This is a genomic window from Bradyrhizobium sp. S3.3.6 (assembly GCF_040546905.1).
In the GTDB taxonomy this organism is placed as follows: domain Bacteria; phylum Pseudomonadota; class Alphaproteobacteria; order Rhizobiales; family Xanthobacteraceae; genus Bradyrhizobium; species Bradyrhizobium cytisi.
Genome location: NZ_JBEPOT010000011.1, coordinates 189,151 through 206,828 on the forward strand (window position 1 = coordinate 189,151; position 17,678 = coordinate 206,828).

The 17,678-nt window shown below is 61.9% G+C and carries 15 protein-coding genes, 2 pseudogenes and 1 other annotated feature; of the genes and pseudogenes, 3 read left to right on the plus strand and 14 right to left on the minus strand.

The window, feature by feature from the left end:
* Window positions 1-1,182: 1,182 nt before the first annotated feature.
* Together tnpC and tnpB are read right to left on the minus strand one after the other, a co-directional pair.
* A pseudogene (tnpC, locus tag ABID59_RS27865) lies at window positions 1,183-2,840 on the minus strand (IS66 family transposase).
* A 69-nt stretch (window positions 2,841-2,909) separates the two neighbouring features.
* The gene (gene tnpB, locus ABID59_RS27870; protein ID WP_063676405.1) at window positions 2,910-3,257 is read right to left on the minus strand and encodes an IS66 family insertion sequence element accessory protein TnpB; all 348 of its coding nucleotides are present in this window, start codon (window positions 3,255-3,257) and stop codon (window positions 2,910-2,912) included.
* Here tnpB and ABID59_RS37470 point away from each other — a divergent pair.
* On the plus strand, window positions 3,242-3,709 hold the full coding sequence (locus ABID59_RS37470) for a hypothetical protein (protein WP_502916833.1): 468 nt from the start codon (window positions 3,242-3,244) through the stop codon (window positions 3,707-3,709). The genes tnpB and ABID59_RS37470 overlap by 16 nt on opposite strands.
* Before the next feature lie 779 nt (window positions 3,710-4,488).
* Here ABID59_RS37470 and ABID59_RS27880 read toward each other — a convergent pair.
* Window positions 4,489-5,700 (minus strand): annotated as a pseudogene (locus ABID59_RS27880) (IS3 family transposase).
* Window positions 5,308-5,424, minus strand: a sequence feature (AL1L pseudoknot). (Overlaps the previous pseudogene by 117 nt.)
* Window positions 5,701-5,763: 63 nt before the next feature.
* Here ABID59_RS27880 and ABID59_RS27885 point away from each other — a divergent pair.
* Both ABID59_RS27885 and ABID59_RS27890 read left to right on the plus strand, forming a co-directional pair.
* Entirely contained in the window at window positions 5,764-6,054 is a 291-nt protein-coding gene (locus ABID59_RS27885; protein ID WP_354085521.1) for a hypothetical protein, read from the plus strand.
* Between the two features lie 433 nt (window positions 6,055-6,487).
* Window positions 6,488-6,688 carry a hypothetical protein gene (locus ABID59_RS27890; protein ID WP_354085522.1) on the plus strand — a complete coding sequence of 67 codons (201 nt, stop codon included), beginning with the start codon at window positions 6,488-6,490 and terminating at the stop codon, window positions 6,686-6,688.
* Between the two features lie 290 nt (window positions 6,689-6,978).
* Here the strand turns inward: ABID59_RS27890 and ABID59_RS27895 are convergent, their stop codons facing one another.
* The 11 genes from ABID59_RS27895 to ABID59_RS27945 form a co-directional block, all read right to left on the minus strand.
* Window positions 6,979-7,164 carry a hypothetical protein gene (locus ABID59_RS27895; protein WP_354085523.1) on the minus strand — a complete coding sequence of 62 codons (186 nt, stop codon included), beginning with the start codon at window positions 7,162-7,164 and terminating at the stop codon, window positions 6,979-6,981.
* A gap of 24 nt (window positions 7,165-7,188) precedes the next feature.
* On the minus strand, window positions 7,189-7,839 hold the full coding sequence (locus ABID59_RS27900) for a TetR/AcrR family transcriptional regulator (protein ID WP_354085524.1): 651 nt from the start codon (window positions 7,837-7,839) through the stop codon (window positions 7,189-7,191).
* Window positions 7,840-7,975: 136 nt separating this feature from the next.
* On the minus strand, window positions 7,976-9,658 hold the full coding sequence (locus tag ABID59_RS27905; protein ID WP_354085525.1) for an AMP-binding protein: 1,683 nt from the start codon (window positions 9,656-9,658) through the stop codon (window positions 7,976-7,978).
* A gap of 54 nt (window positions 9,659-9,712) precedes the next feature.
* Window positions 9,713-10,498, minus strand: coding sequence for an enoyl-CoA hydratase/isomerase family protein (locus ABID59_RS27910; RefSeq protein WP_148750839.1), 786 nt, complete (start codon window positions 10,496-10,498; stop codon window positions 9,713-9,715).
* Between the two features lie 28 nt (window positions 10,499-10,526).
* Window positions 10,527-12,272 carry a CocE/NonD family hydrolase gene (locus ABID59_RS27915; protein ID WP_354085526.1) on the minus strand — a complete coding sequence of 582 codons (1,746 nt, stop codon included), beginning with the start codon at window positions 12,270-12,272 and terminating at the stop codon, window positions 10,527-10,529.
* 194 nt (window positions 12,273-12,466) lie between these two features.
* A complete protein-coding gene (locus tag ABID59_RS27920) occupies window positions 12,467-12,883 on the minus strand; it encodes a DoxX family protein (RefSeq protein WP_354085527.1) in 417 nt (138 codons plus the stop codon).
* Between the two features lie 27 nt (window positions 12,884-12,910).
* The gene (locus tag ABID59_RS27925) at window positions 12,911-13,612 is read right to left on the minus strand and encodes a pirin family protein (RefSeq protein ID WP_354085528.1); all 702 of its coding nucleotides are present in this window, start codon (window positions 13,610-13,612) and stop codon (window positions 12,911-12,913) included.
* A gap of 211 nt (window positions 13,613-13,823) precedes the next feature.
* Window positions 13,824-14,726 carry a LysR family transcriptional regulator gene (locus ABID59_RS27930; protein ID WP_354085529.1) on the minus strand — a complete coding sequence of 301 codons (903 nt, stop codon included), beginning with the start codon at window positions 14,724-14,726 and terminating at the stop codon, window positions 13,824-13,826.
* Window positions 14,727-14,765: 39 nt separating this feature from the next.
* The gene (locus ABID59_RS27935) at window positions 14,766-15,356 is read right to left on the minus strand and encodes an enoyl-CoA hydratase/isomerase family protein (protein ID WP_354085530.1); all 591 of its coding nucleotides are present in this window, start codon (window positions 15,354-15,356) and stop codon (window positions 14,766-14,768) included.
* A gap of 49 nt (window positions 15,357-15,405) precedes the next feature.
* Window positions 15,406-16,743 (minus strand): MFS transporter, encoded by a 1,338-nt coding sequence (locus ABID59_RS27940; protein WP_354085531.1) that lies wholly within the window; start codon window positions 16,741-16,743, stop codon window positions 15,406-15,408.
* A gap of 35 nt (window positions 16,744-16,778) precedes the next feature.
* Window positions 16,779-17,678, minus strand: a complete 900-nt coding sequence (locus ABID59_RS27945) for an alpha/beta fold hydrolase (protein WP_354085532.1) — start codon at window positions 17,676-17,678, stop codon at window positions 16,779-16,781.

Sequence of the window (17,678 nt, forward strand, 5' to 3'; positions counted from 1 at the left end):
GTCGGAGTGGATTGTGCAGCGGCGCGTTTGACTAAATAGAAATCGCACATCCACCGTTGGCCTCTCGGTCAGCAAGCAGGGACTGCGCAAAATGGGCTGTTGAAGCGCCACGTGCAAGACAATCGTCCGAACACCCATTTGGTGACGAGCATCAGTGAGGACTTGATCCGCCCTTCCGTCCGTCTCGAGAATGAAGCGGATCTGCTGCATGGTCGATCCAGGTCGCCTGCTGGACTCAACCAGCCAGAACCGTTTATCGGACCGCATTGGCTTACGCTTCCGGCAGTCACGTCGGCTCCTGGTGCGCTCGGAGGGCCGCCCCTTTTGCCGCAATATCAATAATTTACGGAGATAGGCAAAGAGTTTGGGCGCATTTCCGTGCCAAGGATGCCTTTGGCCCCCGGCGCGCTCACCAAACAAATTCAATAGCTTACGGTAAATCGGCAAGAGGCTGAAAAAGCGCTGCGTGGGCACTATGTTGGCAAATCGGCTGCCGGCCTGAGCGGTTAGGAGTACCCGTCCGCTGAAGGCCGCCTTGCCGAGCAAAGCGCGGTACTGAGAACGCTCCTTCGAACGGAGAGCGCAGTGCAGATTAGTGACGAGATCCCACCAAGATCCCATCGAAGTCTGCCAAACGCGCGTCAGAGGGTGCGACAAAAGCTCTGGGATTAGTTACTTTCGGCGTGACGGATCACGGATGAAGCGAGGAGACCGCAAGGCTTATTAGCCGCCGCGGCGGCACATGGCTGCCCGACGGTTAGTGGTTGTCATGATAGTGCGATTGCGAAGAGTGTCTGATAAACTACCGGATATCGCGCCAAGGCTGGAATAGATTATGGACCTAGAAAAACTCGATTTCGAATGCTTACGAGAAGCGATGAGGGAAGGACATAGCGCGTGGCGCCCATGGAAAGGCGTCTATGGTCGCGCCAGACGTCTGTGTGAGTTAGGCTATCTCCACGAAGCCGGAATTTCGGCTATGCCTCCACATGTCGTCTATCTTATTTCTGATAAAGGGAAGACAGCTCTCAACATTAGAGAGGCATCACAACTCAGTCGTCCGCGCCAGAATACAGAGCGGATCGATAGCTGACAGACAACGTCTCGCAGCCAATCTTCGTCTTCGCCGCGGTTCCTCGCGACCTTGGTGGTGACGTGATGGACCTTGTTGACGTGGGGTGGTCATGCCGCTCGAGCGGAGATCGCTGATACCGGCGTCCAATTCCAAGGCAGAAGCTCGTCGAGTCGATGAGCTGGGTGGGCGGCTATACGGGCAAGGATATCCGTGAGCCAGGCCTGCGGATCAACTCGGATCAACGCCATTCATTTTGGCAGTGACGATCAAGCTATACATGGAAGCTGCGCGCCGTCCGCCGCGATCAGAGCCGCAGAACAACCAGGATTTTCGTCCGAGAGCTATACCTCTTAATCCTCGCTCTGCGGCATTGTTCGAGAGACAGACGCGGCCGTCCTCCAGGAAGAGCGTGAAGCTCGCCCAGCGCTTCAGGATGTAGTTGAACGCCTTGGCCAGATCGTGCCCACGAGACAGTTTGGCGAGCTGTTCGCGCATGTAGACCTGAAGGTCCTCGACAAGGCCGGCTCAGCGTCTGTCGTACCTGAAGACGCCCTTCGGGGCTCCTGCCTTTGATGGAGCGTTCGATCTCGAACAGCGCATCGATCCGCCGCACGACCTCGATCGCAATCGGAGAGAGCGGGATTTCCTTCTTTCCGGCACCCTTGCGCCGCGCATTCTCTTCGATGTCGGCCATGGCAAAGAATGGCCGCCTTCCATGCGACCAGCAGGCAGCCTCCCGGATCGGTCCGGGCTGGCGCCCGGCCAGATAGAGCTGGTTGTAACCGTCATAGGCGTCGGCCTGCAGGATGCCGGCATACCGGGCCAGATGCCCCTGCGGATGCTTGCCCTTGCGGTCGCGTGAGTAGTAAAACATCGCTGCCGGGGGACCCGCGCCCCCAAACGGCCGGTCGTCCCGAACGTAGATCCAGCACCGTCCCGTGTCGGTCTTGCCCTTGGCCAGGACCGGCACCGTCGTATCGTCAGCATGAAGGCGCTCGGCTGCCATGACATGGGCTTCCACCAGGCGCAGCAGGGAATCCAGCGACGCACAGACCGCCCCCACGGCATCGGCCATGGTCGACAGCGCGATCGGCACCCCTTCCAGGGCATAGCGCTCGGCCTGACGGTTCAAGGGCTGATGCTGGCCGAACTTCTCGAACATAATCATGGCCAGGAGGCTCGGACCGGCCCATCCTCGGGCGATGGCATGGAATGGCGCCGGCGGCTGGCTGATCTTCTCGCAATCGCGGCAGGAGAACTTCTCCCGGACCGTCTCGATCACCTTCCACTGGCGCGGCACTACTTCCAGCGTGCGCGTCACGTCCTCGCCGAGCTTACGAAGGCGATTGCTGCCGCAGCATTCACAAGCCGTAGGTCCTTCGATCACCACCCGCTCCCGGGGAAGGTGCTCAGGGAAGGTCTGGCGCTCAGCGCGCTTGCGCATAAATCCGCGCACCGTCGTCGTCTTCGCCACGGCTCGTTCCGCCGCAAGCTCGTCCTCGGTGGCGTCGGCTTCCAGCTCTTCGAACGTCAGCGCCAACTGCTCGATCAGCCGCGCCGAACGTTCCGACCGTTGCCCATAGATCTGATGCTTCAGCTTGGCGATCTGCAACTGCTGCTGGGCGATCAGCGCTTCGTCTTCCGACGCTTTCGCGCGGGCGACCGCGAGCTCGGCGGATATCTCCAAACCCTTCACGCGCTCCACCGCCAGCGCCTCCTTCAAGGCGGCAACGTCATCCGGAACAGCGTCGCGGTCGGCATCCATGCGACGCAGTGAATCACAGATTGGACGCGATGGGACTCCCCAAAATGGCAGCAACCGTAGTTTCTTCGCTCAGCCTGCGCTTTGCGGTCGCCAACTCAGTTGCGGATTCCGCCAGTCGATGCCCTCGAGCATATAGGCCATCTGCGCCGCTGAGATCGATACCGCGCCGGCTGACGCCGCGGGCCAGATGAACTTCCCACGGTCAAGGCGCTTGGCGTAGAGCGACATGCCCAGCCCATCGTGCCAGAGAATCTTGACGAGGTCACCGCGACGACCCCGGAAGATATAGAGATCGCCGGCATGAGGATCGCGCTTCAAGCTCTCCTGAACCGTCAGAGCCAGGCTTTGCATGCCGCGACGCATGTCGGTGTGGCCAGTGGCGATCCAAACCCTGACGCCGCTTGGAATCGGGATCATCGTCGTCGCAGCAGCTCAAGAATCCGCTGCAGCGCCTCAACGTCCACGTCACGGTCAACGCGAACGCGACAGCCGCCGCCAAGCTCGATCTCGATGATTCCAGCCCTTGCGCGCTGCGCAGGCAGGGAAGACGCCGGTTGTGGCGCGTCGCTCGAGATCGGAGCCGCCACCGGCGTGATCTCGACCGGAACGAGAGCTGGTACGGAATCTCCGCCCAGTCAGCCCTGGCGCGCCTGTCGACGCCAGGTGAACAGCAGGCTGTGAGCCACCCCGTGCCGGCGCGCGACGCCGCAGACCGTCTCGCCAGCCTGCAAGGTCTCTTCGACAAGGCGAACCTTCTCGTCGTAACTCCATCGCCGCCGACGCTCGGCGCCCAAGACATTGACCTGCATTCGCGACGTGACCTTAAAGCTAGATTTAAGGTCAAATCCTCGGCCCGCCTCTCAAACTAAACAAGGCGGCCGCCGCCGGAGGGATACGGTTAGGATCGCCGCGCGATAGTTGCTCGCGAGCTCGTCGAGATCGAGCTGATCTCGCGCCATGCGAAGGTGTAACAATTTGTCGCAGCCACGGGCGTCGCTTTGGCGGCGGCATGGCTTGGGGTATTGCCGGATGTCAAGTTTGGTCGGGGGAAGTCTGTATGCTGCCCACCTGTTCGGGGGGCGAACAGTTGGAATGGGCCGGCCATACGCGTTCATGGACGCTTGCGACTGGCGCTACAGTGTGGCTGAGGACCAATGCCATGCTTCGCACCTTTCCAGCGACAGGCATCGACTTACCGATCGTCTTGGGAGATGAAACGGTTATCAGCAGTACGGTCGTGAATTCCTCTCCTACTCAAATTGTCATTGAATTGGACAGCGGTCATCTCCGACGCATGACGCCCGGAAAGTCAGGCTTCTCACCTCGCGGATTCCCCGGCTCAGAGTGGATCGTGCAACGGCGCGTGTAAGCGATCAACGGATCGGTCAATGCATTCATTGATCGCGCGTAAGAGATTGGTATCGATCGATCTGATTGGCGATCCGGATCCAGCTTTCCGATAGCGATTTCAGGGATCTGGCTTCGCGCTCACCCCGCGCCAATTGCATTAGGCGGAGGCATTCAGCCGACTGGGTCCGGCAGTGCTTAGCAGTTTCCATGGATGCTGCCCTCTAACCGCTAAATTGACCCGGCCGGCTTTAACTTAATTTGAACCGCCCCGGGTTTGCCGGAGGCTGGTTGGTTTAAGTTACGCCGCCATGACCGGTTGTTCCAGCATGGCGTAGTAGCGTTGCTCGGCTTCGGCCGGCGTATGTTGCCGATAGGCTCCAGGAGCCGCCGGTTGTTGAACCAGTCCACGCATTCCAGGGTCGCGAACTCGACGGCCTCGAAGCTGCGCCATGGCCCGCGCGGATGGATCACCTCGGCCTTGTAGAGACCGTTGATGGTTTCGGCCAGAGCATTGTCATAGGAATCTCCGACGCTGCTGACAGAAGGCTCCACGCCTGCTTCAGCCAGGCGCGCTCGGTGTATTTGATGGAGACGCATTGGCTGCCCCTGTCGTTATGATGCACGAGGCCGCCGCGATGGACCGGCCCTCGATCATGCAGGGCCTGCTCCGGCGCATCGAGCACGAAGCCCGCATGCGCCGTGCGCGAGGCTCGCCAGCCCACGATCCTGCTGGCATAGGCGTCGATGACGAAGGCGACGTAGACGAAGCCGGTCCAGGTCGCGACATAGGTGAAGTCAGAGAGCCAAAGAGCATTCGGCCTTGGCGCCTTGAACTGGCGGTTGACGTGATCCAGCGGGCATGGCGCGGCCTTGGCGCCGATCGTGGTCTTGACCGGTTTGCCGCGGATAACCCCTTGCAAACCCATGTCCCGTATCAGTCGCGACACTGTGCAACGGGCACGCGCTTGAGCTGGCGCCAGACCTTGCGCACGCCGTAGACGGAGAAGTTTTGATCGAACACGCGGCGAACCTCGATCTTCTGCGCGGCATCCAGTCTGGCGCGCGCCGGCAGCTTGGCCGGATCGCGCCGCTTGGCCACATGGGCGTGGTAGGTCGAGGGGGCGATCGGCAAGACCTTACAGATCGGCCCGACCCCATGCGCCCCACGATGATCGTCGATGAAGGCGATCATGGCTTGAACCGGCGGTCGAGTCCCGCCATCGCAAAATAGGCGCTTGCCTTGCGCAGGATCTTGTTGGCCTGCCGAAGCTCGCGGTTCCCCCGTTCGAGCGCCTTCAGCTTCTCGGCCGTGTCGGTCGGAACGCTGCCCGCTATCGACCTCTGCCTTCTTGACCCAGTCATGCAGCGTCTGCGGCGTGCTGCCGATCTTGGTCGCGATCGACGTCACTGCCGCCCAGCGCGACGGGTACTCGCTGGCGTGATCCAGAACCATCCGAACCGCTCGGGTCCGGACCTCGGGTGAAAACTTGTTCGTCGTCTTGCTCGTCATGGCTCCATCCTCTCAGGAGTTGGAGCCTCCGGCAAACCCGGGGCGGTTCAAGCTGTCGAGGCCATGCTGAAAAGCCGGCAATCGGAAAATCGCCAATCTTATCTGGTCCGCGGCCGCCGCTATGAACAGCTGTCCGCGAATGACCTTCGCAATCGCTGGGCGGAACAGATGACCCGCTGGGCGGATGACTCGATCCTGTTTGATCAGAGGGCCCTTAACGATCTCGGAATTGAGATGGGGATACGGGAGCTCGTGCCGCCTCTCGAACAGATCGCTGAAGCAAGGCAGAAAATTCTCGCAAAATCGGAAAGGGCCTTAGCGATAATTTGCGCGGGCCAACAGCAGATCGATTAACGGCATGGCGTTCGCGCTGGCGGGGCCCAATTTTCTTTTTGCCGGTAGAGAAGAACTTGACGGATCGCAGGTTGCTGGTGGACGGCGCGGGTTAGCCTGGAGTTAGTCGTCCCGCCATGAGGGCCGGCGAGCCCCAACGTTGCTTGTTGCCAACCATTCTATTCATACGCAGCTTTGTCCAAACGTGAACACTTCGAAACTTCAGCTAGCCCCATCTGATTCATCTAGTCTCCGTTGTTGGGTCCCAACGGACCGCCGACCTACGCCGCCACCGGATAGCCGCCGGGCTGGCGGTCCGAGGGACCCCGATAACGATGATACTAAACCGCTAGAGCCCTTTCCGGACGGCTGGTGGGCCTCGCCTTAATTGCCCTGCGGCCGCATCGGCTGTGCGCGCGAACTCGGAGCTGCTGAATTCGGAGAACTTAAAGGGATGCGCAATATCTCGCTGCTCGCATGGACGCTCACCGCGTCCGCGGCCGCTAATGTCATCACCATGCTCGCCGTGCTCTACATCGCTTTTGGCACGCCCAATGTCCGGGTGCGGGACGGCTACGTCAAAGCCGGCGTCGACGGCCGAGTGGCGATCAAGGACACGCCAGCGCTGCGCGTCGAAGTCACGCGCATGCCATGAACAGGATCGGCCGCAATCTGTCAGCGGTCCGGGAAAACTGGAAATCCTCTCGCTGAAACCCTTGCGCTCGCCTTCCGGTTGCGGTCGCAACGGCAGCGCTCGTCGCATGGGAGTGGCTCCAGCGAGAAGAGCATGTGTTCGGTCGTTCGAGATTAAATACCCTGCTGGGCGAAACTGCTTATCCAAACCGCGTCAAAGGGATGTGGGGAAAGATGGTAGCGGGAGACCGCTACCGCCTTTCACCACACGACGCACATCTGCGATATTTCCTCCGATCGTCCGCCTAAAACTCAGAAGCTTGTCGAATTGCTCCAGATGTCCATGTTCAGGATGACCCTCGTTCGAAAAGCTTCAAGGACGCTTCCCGCTGGTTTGACCGCTGTGAAATCAGCGGAGCCGATCGAAAGAAGATCGATCGCGACAACGCGCGCCGACTGTTCGGTCTGCCCTAACGGACGGGGACAGGCGGCGATCACCGCCTGTCTCCTGCGTTCCTCCTTCTATTCGTCTCCGAAGATCGTTTCGTCCACGAGACGCCAATAGGCGGCGACGACCTTTGGATCCTCGGGTGACAGCCCGCTTGTGATCTGCATCTCGGGCCCGAACTCCGAGAGTGTCGCGCTCAGACTGACCATCATGTAGTGGAATAGGATGGGATCGACGGCGGGTAGAAGGCCCTGTTTCTGAGCCTCAACGATCTGGGGCAGCAGCCGGCCCAAAAGCGGGGCGAGGACCGTTTCAGCCACCCATTTCAGTCGGGGATTGCTCGTCAAGGTCTCCTGGCGCATGAAACGATGGAACTCCGGAAATGCGACAGTATACTGGAAAAGAGTCGCGTATTCCCGTCGCAGTCGCGCTAACGCTGACAACTCGGACCCTTCAGGAGCCAAAACTTCCCACCCGGACCGAATCTGCGCGAACGCATGCTCGGCTGCCGCCCGCCAGAGAATGTCCTTGCTGCGATAATGATAGGTGATCAGGGGATGTTGCAGACCCAATCGATCGGCGATGGTACGAATGCTTGCGCCTTCGAACCCGCGCTCGGCAAATTCCGCGATGGCAGCATTGAGGATCGCGGCTCGCGTCTCGATCGAACGCTGTTGTTCGGCTCTCTTGCGCGGTCGCGCTCGCCGGGCTGTCTGCTTCGCCATTCGATCTTCGATTAGCATGGCTTCCTATCGAACACCAAGCGACGGTTAACTGGCCCCACATGAGTCTGGCCGGCAGTCGCTCCGGACGTTGGCAGCGGAGTTCTACGAAGGCGCTTTTCCGCCGTCATCGCGCGCCTTATGCACCAGTTTTCCCAGCGCGGGCAAACTCCTCGATCATCACCTCTCGCATCGCGAATTTCTGGACCTTGCCGGTCACCGTCGAAGGGAAGCTCTCCACGAAGCGGACGTAGCGCGGAATCTTGTAGTGCGAGATTCGGTCCTGACAGAATTTCCGCACAATCTCCTCATCGAGTGCGGCGCCCGCCTTTTGGACGATCCAGGCGCAAAGCTCTTCGCCGTATTTGGCGTCCGGCACGCCGAAGACCTGGACATCCCTGATGTCGGGGTGCCGGTAGAGATACTCCTCGACCTCCCGGGGATAGATGTTCTCGCCGCCGCGGATGACCATGTCCTTGATCCTCCCGACGATACGGCAGTAGCCATCGTTGTCGACGGTCGCGAGGTCTCCGGTGTGCATCCAGCCGGCGCGGTCGATCGCCTCTTTCGTCCGGGCTTCGTCGTTCCAATAGCCGAGCATCACCGAATATCCCCTGGTGCAAAGCTCGCCTGCCTCGCCGCGCGGGACCGTCCGCCCCTGGCGATCGACGATCTTGACCTCGAGGTGCGGCTGGATCCTGCCGACCGTCGAGACGCGCAATTCGAGCGGATCGTCACGGCTGCTCTGGAAGCTGACGGGGCTCGTCTCGGTCATTCCATAGGCGATCGTGATCTCGCTCATGTGCATGGTCGAAGCCACCTCCTTCATGACCTCGATGGGACACGGAGCTCCTGCCATGATGCCGCGCCGCAGCGAGCTCAGGTCGAAGCGCCTGAACTCAGGGTGGTTCAATTGGGCGATGAACATCGTAGGGACCCCGTAGAGCACATCGCAGCGCTCCGCCGCGACGGTCTCCAGGGTCTTCAAGGGATCGAAGGACTCGGATGGATACACCATGGTGGCCGCATGGGTGACGCAACCGAGGTTACCCATCACCATGCCGAAGCAATGATAGAGCGGGACCGGGATGCACACCCGAGATCCAGGCTCGATTCCGGTCGCCTCTCCCACGAAAAAGGCATTGTTGATCAGATTGTGATGCGAGAGCGTCGCGCCCTTCGGCAAGCCGGTGGTGCCGCTGGTGAACTGGATGTTGACGGCATCGTCCATCTGCACCGCGGCCGCGACGGCATCAAGCCGCCGGTTGCCGATCTGCTCTCCCCGCTCCGATATCCAATCGAACGCAAGGCAGCCGTCGTGCTTGCCGGCGATCGAGATCACGTGGCGCAACTCGGGCAGACGCGCGCTCTTCAGCTCGCCGAGCTCGCCTCCCGGCTCCGGGACGATCTCGCGGATCATCGCGATGTAGTCGCTGGTCTTGAAGCGTGCCGCCGTGATCAGCGCCCGACATCCCACAGTCCACAGGACGTGCTCCAGTTCGCTCAGCCGATAGGCGGGATTGATGTTGACCAGGATCAGACCGGCCTTCGCAGTCGCAAACTGCGCGATCGTCCACTCCGCACAATTCGGAGCCCAAATGCCGACCCGGTCTCCCGGCTCGAGGCCAAGGGCGAGCAGGCCCGACGCGAACGCATCTGAGCGCGACTTGAGCTCCGAATAGGTCCAGCGAATCTTCTGGTGAGCGACAACCAGCGCTTCGCGGGAGTCATCGGTCGCGCTCACCTCATCCAGAAGCGCGCCAATGGTTTTCCCGATCAGGGGCGGACCGCTGTTACCATGCACATAGCTTTCGCGTGGCATGAATTCCTCCCGGTCATCTCTGAGCTATCGAACGTTCGCCGCGCCGCAGCCGGCTCACTTTCCTTCGAAGATAAGTGTCGGCGGCTCGATGTCCTTGTCGAAGGCCGCTGCCGTGTTGGCAAAGCCGCGCTGCGCATCGGCGCCTTCATAGAGCTCCATCGCAACATCGAGCATCACGAGGTCTGCCGCTGCCACGCCGCCGCTCGACCATGCCTTCAGAAGCGTCCGCGTCGCCGCATAGGATCGGGTCGGCCCGGTGGCGAGTTGCTTTGTCAGAGCGGCAGCGGTTGCTGCGAGCTCGTTCTCGGGCACCACATGAGTGGCGATTCCGAGTTGTCCCGCCTCCTGTCCGGACATCGGCTCGCCAAGCATGGCAAGCCGCGAGGCGCGCGCGCGGCCGGCGCGCTCCGCGATGCGCTGGAGGGCCCCTGCGATCGGCAGCATGGCCGTGGTGACCTCGACGCAGCGGAGCGTCGCACTCTCGGCCGCGACGAGGAAGTCGCAGGCCAGCGCCAGCTCAAAGCCGCCGCCGAACGCGACGCCCTGGACCACTGCGACCGTCGGGATCTTCAGCATTTCAATGGTGCGGTAGGAGACGTTGACCTCGGCCACGAACGTCCTGAACCAGTTGACGTCCTTTCCCGGCCACTCGCGCACCTCGCCGCCAAAGGAGAAATGCGGTCCCTCCGCACGGATGACGAGCACGCGGATGTCGCTGGTGCTGGCCTGGTGCACTGCGACCCGCAGGGCCTCGGTAAAACGCAGGTCGAGGCGGTTGAATGGCGGGTTGGCGAGCACGATGCTGCCGACGGCGCCGTCGCGTTCAAATCGGATCGACATGGCAATGCCTCCTGCTCTGAGCCGACGATCAGGTCGGACGTTGATTGTTTGTTTGGGGAATGATGGGCAGCAGCAGATGCGATGGCCGCTCTGCGTCCCGATAAATCCTGTGCGTCACGGTCTTGCTGCTGCACACGTGATAGGGAATGTACTCGACATTGGTCATCGCGCCGGTCCCGGTCGGAACATCCATGGACGTGATGTCGAGGCAGATGCGGTGTCCGGCCTTGAACTGGTTCGCTGTCGCCAGGATCTGGATCTGGTACTCGACCACCTCGCCCGGCGTCACCGGTGAGATCGCGTCGCGAGTGAGCTTGTGGAATGGCTCCCAGGGCTTTGAACGCTTCTCATCGAGCGCCCGGTGCGAAGCCTTCAGCCAGCCTCGCGTCAACTCCCGTTCGGGCAAGGTCGTTGGCATATCGCGCTCGCCCTCGCGCGCGGTACGGACCGAGACGTCGGGGCCGACGTCCTTGAGGACGACGATCCAGTTGGTGTCTTCCTGATCGATCGCTGCATACAACGTGAGCGTGATTGGGCCGGCGACGGTGACGTCATGCGGCAACGGATCCGTGATATAGCGCAGCCGCTCGACCTTCGTCGTCCGCGTGACGGGCATCTGGGTGAAGACGTCGGGCTCGCGCGCCGCGGCACCAACCTCCACAGCGGGCCGCGGCGGCTCTGCGGTCAGGCCGTCCCAATGTGAAAGATAGAATTTCGTCCACCGCGTTTCCGGCAGTGGCCAGTCCGCTCCGGTACGCCATTCGTTGGCGCCCATCAGCCAATAACGCACCGGCGGTTCGTCCATGATGCCGGTGTCCTGCCCTTTCAGCCAGTGGTCGTACCAGCGGATGATCTCGTCGTGGTATTGATGGAATGGCCGCTCCAGGTGAGCCGGGCCCGTGAACAGCAGCTTCTTCGGCGCGTCGACGTTCTGGAAGTAATGCTGCGCGCCCAGCCAGTGAAGCTTGTAGGTGTACGCGTAGGCTCCCGAGCCGGTGTAGAACGGTATCTTGATTTTCCTGAAGGTTTCTTCGGCGCGCTCGACGGTGCCGTCGAACTCCCAAGGGTGCGTCATCATGAGATACATGACGAACGTGCGCTGCCCCTTCTGGGTGAGAATGTTGTAGAGATTGATGTACTGCTTGTAGTCCGGGTTCTGCATGGCCTGCCGCCAGAGCGCTTCCTCTGCAGCAGGAAGCTCCGCGGGCCGGTCGCGTGACTCATGAACCGTGCTGAAGACGTCAAGCAAATAAGGAAATGTGTGCAGGACGCCGCCGGGATTGAAGTCGCGAAAGCCGAACATACCGCCATAGGCACTGCACGCATCGTAGGGAAAGATGGCCTTCAGGGCGGGATGCCCTTGCGCGGCCGCGCGCCACTGCTCGCCGGCATAGCCGGAGATGCCGACCATTCCGACCTTGCCGTTTGACCACGGCTGCTGCGTGATCCATTCGATCAGATCGTAATGGTCGGTATCCTCGTGGCCGTAATGGCCTTCCGACTTGGCCGATCCTCGCGGCTGCGCGATGACGTGGACATAGCCGTTGGCAATGAATCGTCTCGTATCGCCCGCCTCGATGGGCCCGAACCATAACGGGGCGTGCGCCGGTTGCGGCGGCAGGATGTCCGCGATGTCAGGCCCCTGAATGTCCTTGTTGTGCAACGCCGACGCATAGAGCACCGGGTATTTGCCCGCCGCATCCGGTCGGTAGACGTCGACGGCAAGTCGCGTGCCGTCGCGCATGGCAACACTGATGTCCCGTTCCTCGATCATCGTTTCACTCCGGCTGTTCGCGGCGCTTGCGGCCGACGTTCGGCGATCGTCGAGATGCCGCGAACCGGCCGCCAGCCCGACTGAACGAACCATGTCATTAAATTTTACGATCGTAAAGTATATTTTTGGCGAACTCGCGCCGGCCCGGCGACGGCACGTTCTGCCTGCGGAGCGGTCGGCGCGAGCTCATGAATTTAGTGGGCTGCGGCATTCGCGACAGCCACGCCGCCCTTGGACAGGCGGTTGTCGAGGCTGAGTGCGCCAGCGCCGAACGCCGCGATCTGAAGCAGGCCGCCCGCCATCATGACGTTCTTGAGGAAGTGGATCATTTGGTTCTGATCGGCGAAGTTGTTGTGGAACGCCACGCCAGCAGCGATACAGAACACTGCCTGTGCGAGCGCGACGACCCGCACCTGATAGCCTGCAATCAGCAGGAGCCCACCACCGAGCTCGAGCGCGACTGCAACGATGTAAGCAAGCGGCGGCACAGGCAGACCGGCGGCGGCGATCATCGCGGTCGTCGGACCGAAGGCGGCGAGCTTACCGAGGCCGCTCATCGCGAAGGGCAGGCCGATTAAGATGCGACCAATGAGGGGAAGATAGCGGTTCATGTGAGTGGCTCCTTTGTTGGTGTGAGGTCAGGCGACATCGACGAGGATGAACTCCGCATCCTCGATGGCCGTGATGGTGAGTTCGGGTTCGTCGATGGCGGCGAGACCGTCGCCGACCGCAACCCGTTGCCCGTTGACGAGAATCGCGCCCTGGGCAGGAGCGAGATAGGTGTGCCGCAAATGTGCCGACGGCGTATGGGTCAGGGTGGTCCGAGCAAGCAGCGTGGCACCGAGGACACTGGCGTCGGCACGGATCGTGAGCGCCTCGGCATTCTCGGGGTTCCCGCTCGCGAGCTCGATGAGGTGCCCGGCACGATCTGTCTTCGGGAATTTGCGGCTATCCCACCGGGGCGTCCCGCCGGGCTGACGCGGACGCAGCCAGATCTGGAAGAGCTTGAGCGGACCGTCGTCGCGGTTGTGCTCGGAATGACTGATGCCGGTCCCGGCGCTCATCACCTGAACATCACCGGCCACGGTGCGGCCGAGATTTCCGGCGCTGTCTTCGTGCGTGACGGCGCCCTGGCGGACATAGGTCACGATTTCCATGTCCGCGTGCGAGTGGCGTCCGAAGCCCATGCCGGGCGCAATCTCGTCGTCGTTCCAGACCACGAGCGCGCCAAGGGGGCCATTCGCGAGATTGCCCTCAGCCGACACGATGAAATGGTGGCGTGCTTTAAGCCAGCCGCGATCTCCGTGATCGAGTGTCTCTTTGGAACGAAGCTGTAACATGACCATTCCTTAGCGTCGGACCCCGTGTCCGTTTCGGGAATGGTTATGTGGCCAAACCGACTGGTTGATTAGTCAGCAGATTCCGGACGCCTCGTTCTACCTGGTGAACGATCGCCGGCGGATGGACGGGAAGCTGCGACTACGCCGAAGGCCGCGCCCGTCTCCGCTGAGACAAAAGCCACAGCAGCGCAAGCCGGCGGTTGAACACCGGCTATGACGCCGCTGACGATCTTAGGGCCGCAGCAGCGAAGTCGATCACCACCCGGACACCGGGCAGCATGCCGCGCCGCGAGGCGAAGACCAGATGCAGGATGCCCTCGGTGCCGCTCCATTCCGGCAACACCCGGACGAGCGCGCCGCTGGCGAGCGCGTCCTGGCAATATCTGGCCGGCAACAACGTAATTCCGGCGCCCTGGCACGCGGCCGCCATCAGGATATCGAAGCTGCCGCTCGCAAGACGCGGCTCGACCGGCACGTTTCTGGTCTCGCCATTGTCCGTGGTCAGAAGCCAGGTAGCGCTGCTCTGCTCGTCCTGGTGCAGAATCGGAAAGTTGCCGAGATCCGCCGGCGACGTCGGAACGCCCGCAATTGCCAGCAGGTTCGGGCTCGCGACAAGGATTCGCCGGCTGACACCGATGCGCTTCACTTGCAGGTCCGCATCGGTATCGAGGCGCTCGCGAACGCGGATCGCGACATCGACACCCTCGTGGATCAGGTCGACCCGGCGATTGGTCGCGATACATTGAACACGCAATTGAGGATGAGCCGCAAGGAAGCCCGGCAAGGGATCCGCAATCGCGCCCTGAAGTCCGAGTGGACAGCTTAGCCGAACGAGCCCGCGGGGCTCGACCTGCATGCGAAGCGCAACCTCCTCGACCGCGTCAGCCTCGATCAACGCGGCCTGCGCATGCTCGTAGACCTGCTGGCCGACCTGGGTGAGACCAAGTCCTCGCGTCGTCCGATCGAGCAGCCGCACGCCGAGCCGCTCTTCCAGCAGGGCGACGCGGCGACTGACGCGCGATTTGGGCACTCCAAGCACGCGAGAGGCCGCCGAGAATCCGCGATTGACGACAACGGCGACAAAGAACTGGAGATCGTTAAGATCGCGCACCATTTGCCGCCGTTTCTCTCTCGCGTTCTTCGAGACGTTCCATCATCGGCCGGTGAAGACGATCTTCGGCGGCTCGACCCCCTTCTTGATGGCCTCGGCCCGCGCCGTGCGGCCACGTCTCGCATCCTCGGCGGTGACACCCGACATCGGCTCGCAAAGCATGGCGTATCGGGCCGCGCGCGAACGGCCGATCCGCTCCGCCAGTCGTTGCACCGCGCCGGCAACGGGCGCAGATCCCACCGAAGCCTCGATACAGCGAAACACCGCGTCTTCGGCCGCAACGATGAAGTCGCAGGCGAGCGCGAGCTCGAAGGCACCGCCGAATGCGGATCCACGCACGGCCGCGACGGTCGGAATCGGCAAGGCTTCGATGGCGCGGAACGACTGATTGCATTCGGCAATGAAGGTCCGAAACTGGCTGGCGTTCTTCTCGAGGAAGTCGAGCACATCGCCGCCCTGGCTGAAATTGGGGCCTTCCGCCCTCACCAGCAATGCCCTGATGTCAGTCTCGCCGGCTTCGTGAACGGCCTGCTTGAGCGCATCCGAGAAGTCCGATGCAATGAGATTTTTCGGCGGATTGGCGAGTACGATATGACCAACCGAGTCTTTCTGTTCGAACCTGATCACTTGCATTTCCGACCTCCCTTCAACATGTTGATATTGTGATTCCAGAAACGGCCCCTCACCGCGCGCGCTGGGGAACAAGCGATGGCACGTCACGGCCGGGTCGCATTTGCCAATAGACGGCGAGAAGACACAGCGCGCCGGCGATCGCCAGCGCACCGCCGACAGTTGATAGCGCGGAACCGAGAGCGCCCTGCGTTCCCTCAAATAGTCGATCGGCGATCACCGCAACGAGCGTCGGTGCAACCGCCGTTCCGGTGATGCCGACCCACGCGAAATGAACGGCCGTTATTTTCCCGATCACCGAGCCTGGCGACAGATGCACGATCGTCGAGGTGCCGATGGTAAAAAGGCTTGCAGCCAGGAGATTGAAAGCAGCCAGCAGAAACCAGGTCGCCGAGATGGATCCGGCCGCAGGCGCCAGGACGGCCGGCAGGAAGATCAACGCGCAAATCGCAATTCCGAGCGCTGGGACACTCGATAGCCCGTACCGCCGGTAGACCAGGTCGACGAGAAAGCCCGCACTGAATTGGCTCGTGGTGCTGAGCAGCAGCACGATCAGACCATAAGTCAGCCCGATCTCGCCTGCCGGGATCTTCCACACCCGCCCGAGAAACGCGGGAATCCAGGACGAATAGGCCACCGACAGCATGATCGTCAAAGCATTGGCCAGAAAGAGCAGCGAAAAGACCAGCCATCGACCACGGATCGCCTCGAGAGCTTCCTTGAACGCGACAGATTTGCTTGAGCCGGCTGATCGTCTTGCCGGCTCCGGGAACGTGAAAACGAGCAGGGCAACGGGTAGCGCCATCACGCCACAGGCGATCATGACGAGCTGCCACGAGCGAATTGATATCCCGAGCACGGGCACGACATAGGCCCCGTTTTCGCCGACCAGGTGAAGAATGGCCCCTCCGGCAAGAAGTGCGATCCCGCCGCCGATGCTCGCACCCATCGCCCAGATTGCAACGGCACGCCCGCGGAAGCGCGTATCAAAGGCATCTTTCACGAGCGACATGCTCGCCGGCCCACATGTTGCCTCGCCCGCACCAACTCCGCAGCGGCCCAGGAAAAGGCCGGCATAGGTCGTGGCGGAGCCGCACAGGATCGTCGACACTCCCCAGGCTGCGATCCCGATGCCAAGAATGCGTCTGCGGGAGAATCGATCGACAAGCACGCCGACAAGCCAGCCTCCGATGGCGTAGGTGATGATAAAGGCAGCTCCAATCAGGAGGCTCATCATCGTGTCCGATATCCCGAGATCACGCTTGATGGGTTGAACCAGGAGCGGTAGCGCCGCACGATCGATGAATGCGACCGCATTCACCAGGCAAAGGACGCTGACCATCCACCAATGAGTTGAAGTGGGCCGCTCTGCTTCCTGTTCGGTCTTCATCCTTGGTTTCCTCGCGTGTCGGCTTTTTTTGTGTACTATTTCGCTATCGAAGCTTCGCTCCAGGTTTCGGCCGCCATTTGCCGGACGATGGCGTTGAATTTCGCGGGCGCCTCGAGCTTGAGCATGTGACCGCAAGCCTCGAATTGGTGCGACGTCGCGGAAGGTGCCGCGGCGAGCAGCCGCGCCGCGTGATCCCGATGTGGCGCGACCTGATCGAGCGTGCCGGAGAGGATGGCCATCGGACACCGCACTGCGGAGATGATGTCCGGCGTTGAGATGGTGAAAAGCGATCGTATCGCCTGTCGCCAGCCCTCGGTCGTCATGGCGTCGCGCAAACGCTCGACATGCTGCCTGACCAGCGGTGGCGCGTCTGGCGCCAGCAACTTGTCCGCGATGGCCGCGCGTGAAACCGGAATGTCGATATCCGCCGTGCCAAGCCAGGCGTTGAGCTCGGCGGCGCGGGCGTCGCCGACGAGATGACCTCGGGCGACGTTGGGGGCTGAAAGAACGAGGCTGTCGGCGAGCGCTGGATAGCGCCGTGCGAAGGCCAGCGCCACGACGCTCCCCCAGGAGCTGCCGACCAGGACGGCAAGCCGCCGCACCCGGAGCGCACACAGCAGCCCTTCCACGGCGTCCGCGTAGTCGTCGATGCCTGCGTCCTGCCCCGAGATGGGCGAACTGCCGCCGAAGCCCGGCGCATTCCAGGCGATCACATGAAAATCCCGCGACAGCCCGGCAAGCTGGGCGCGGTATCCGGCCGAGCTGGAGCCGAGCCCGTGAAGCATCAGCACTGCGGGATTGCGCGCGTCTCCGGCGACGCGATATTCGATCTGCCCCCGTTGTCCGGAATAGATCGGCGACGCAACGGCCACCCGCGCAAGCCCGGGCAAGTCCTGCGTAAGAAGTTCGGTGTCGAGAGCGGATAATGCTGCCAT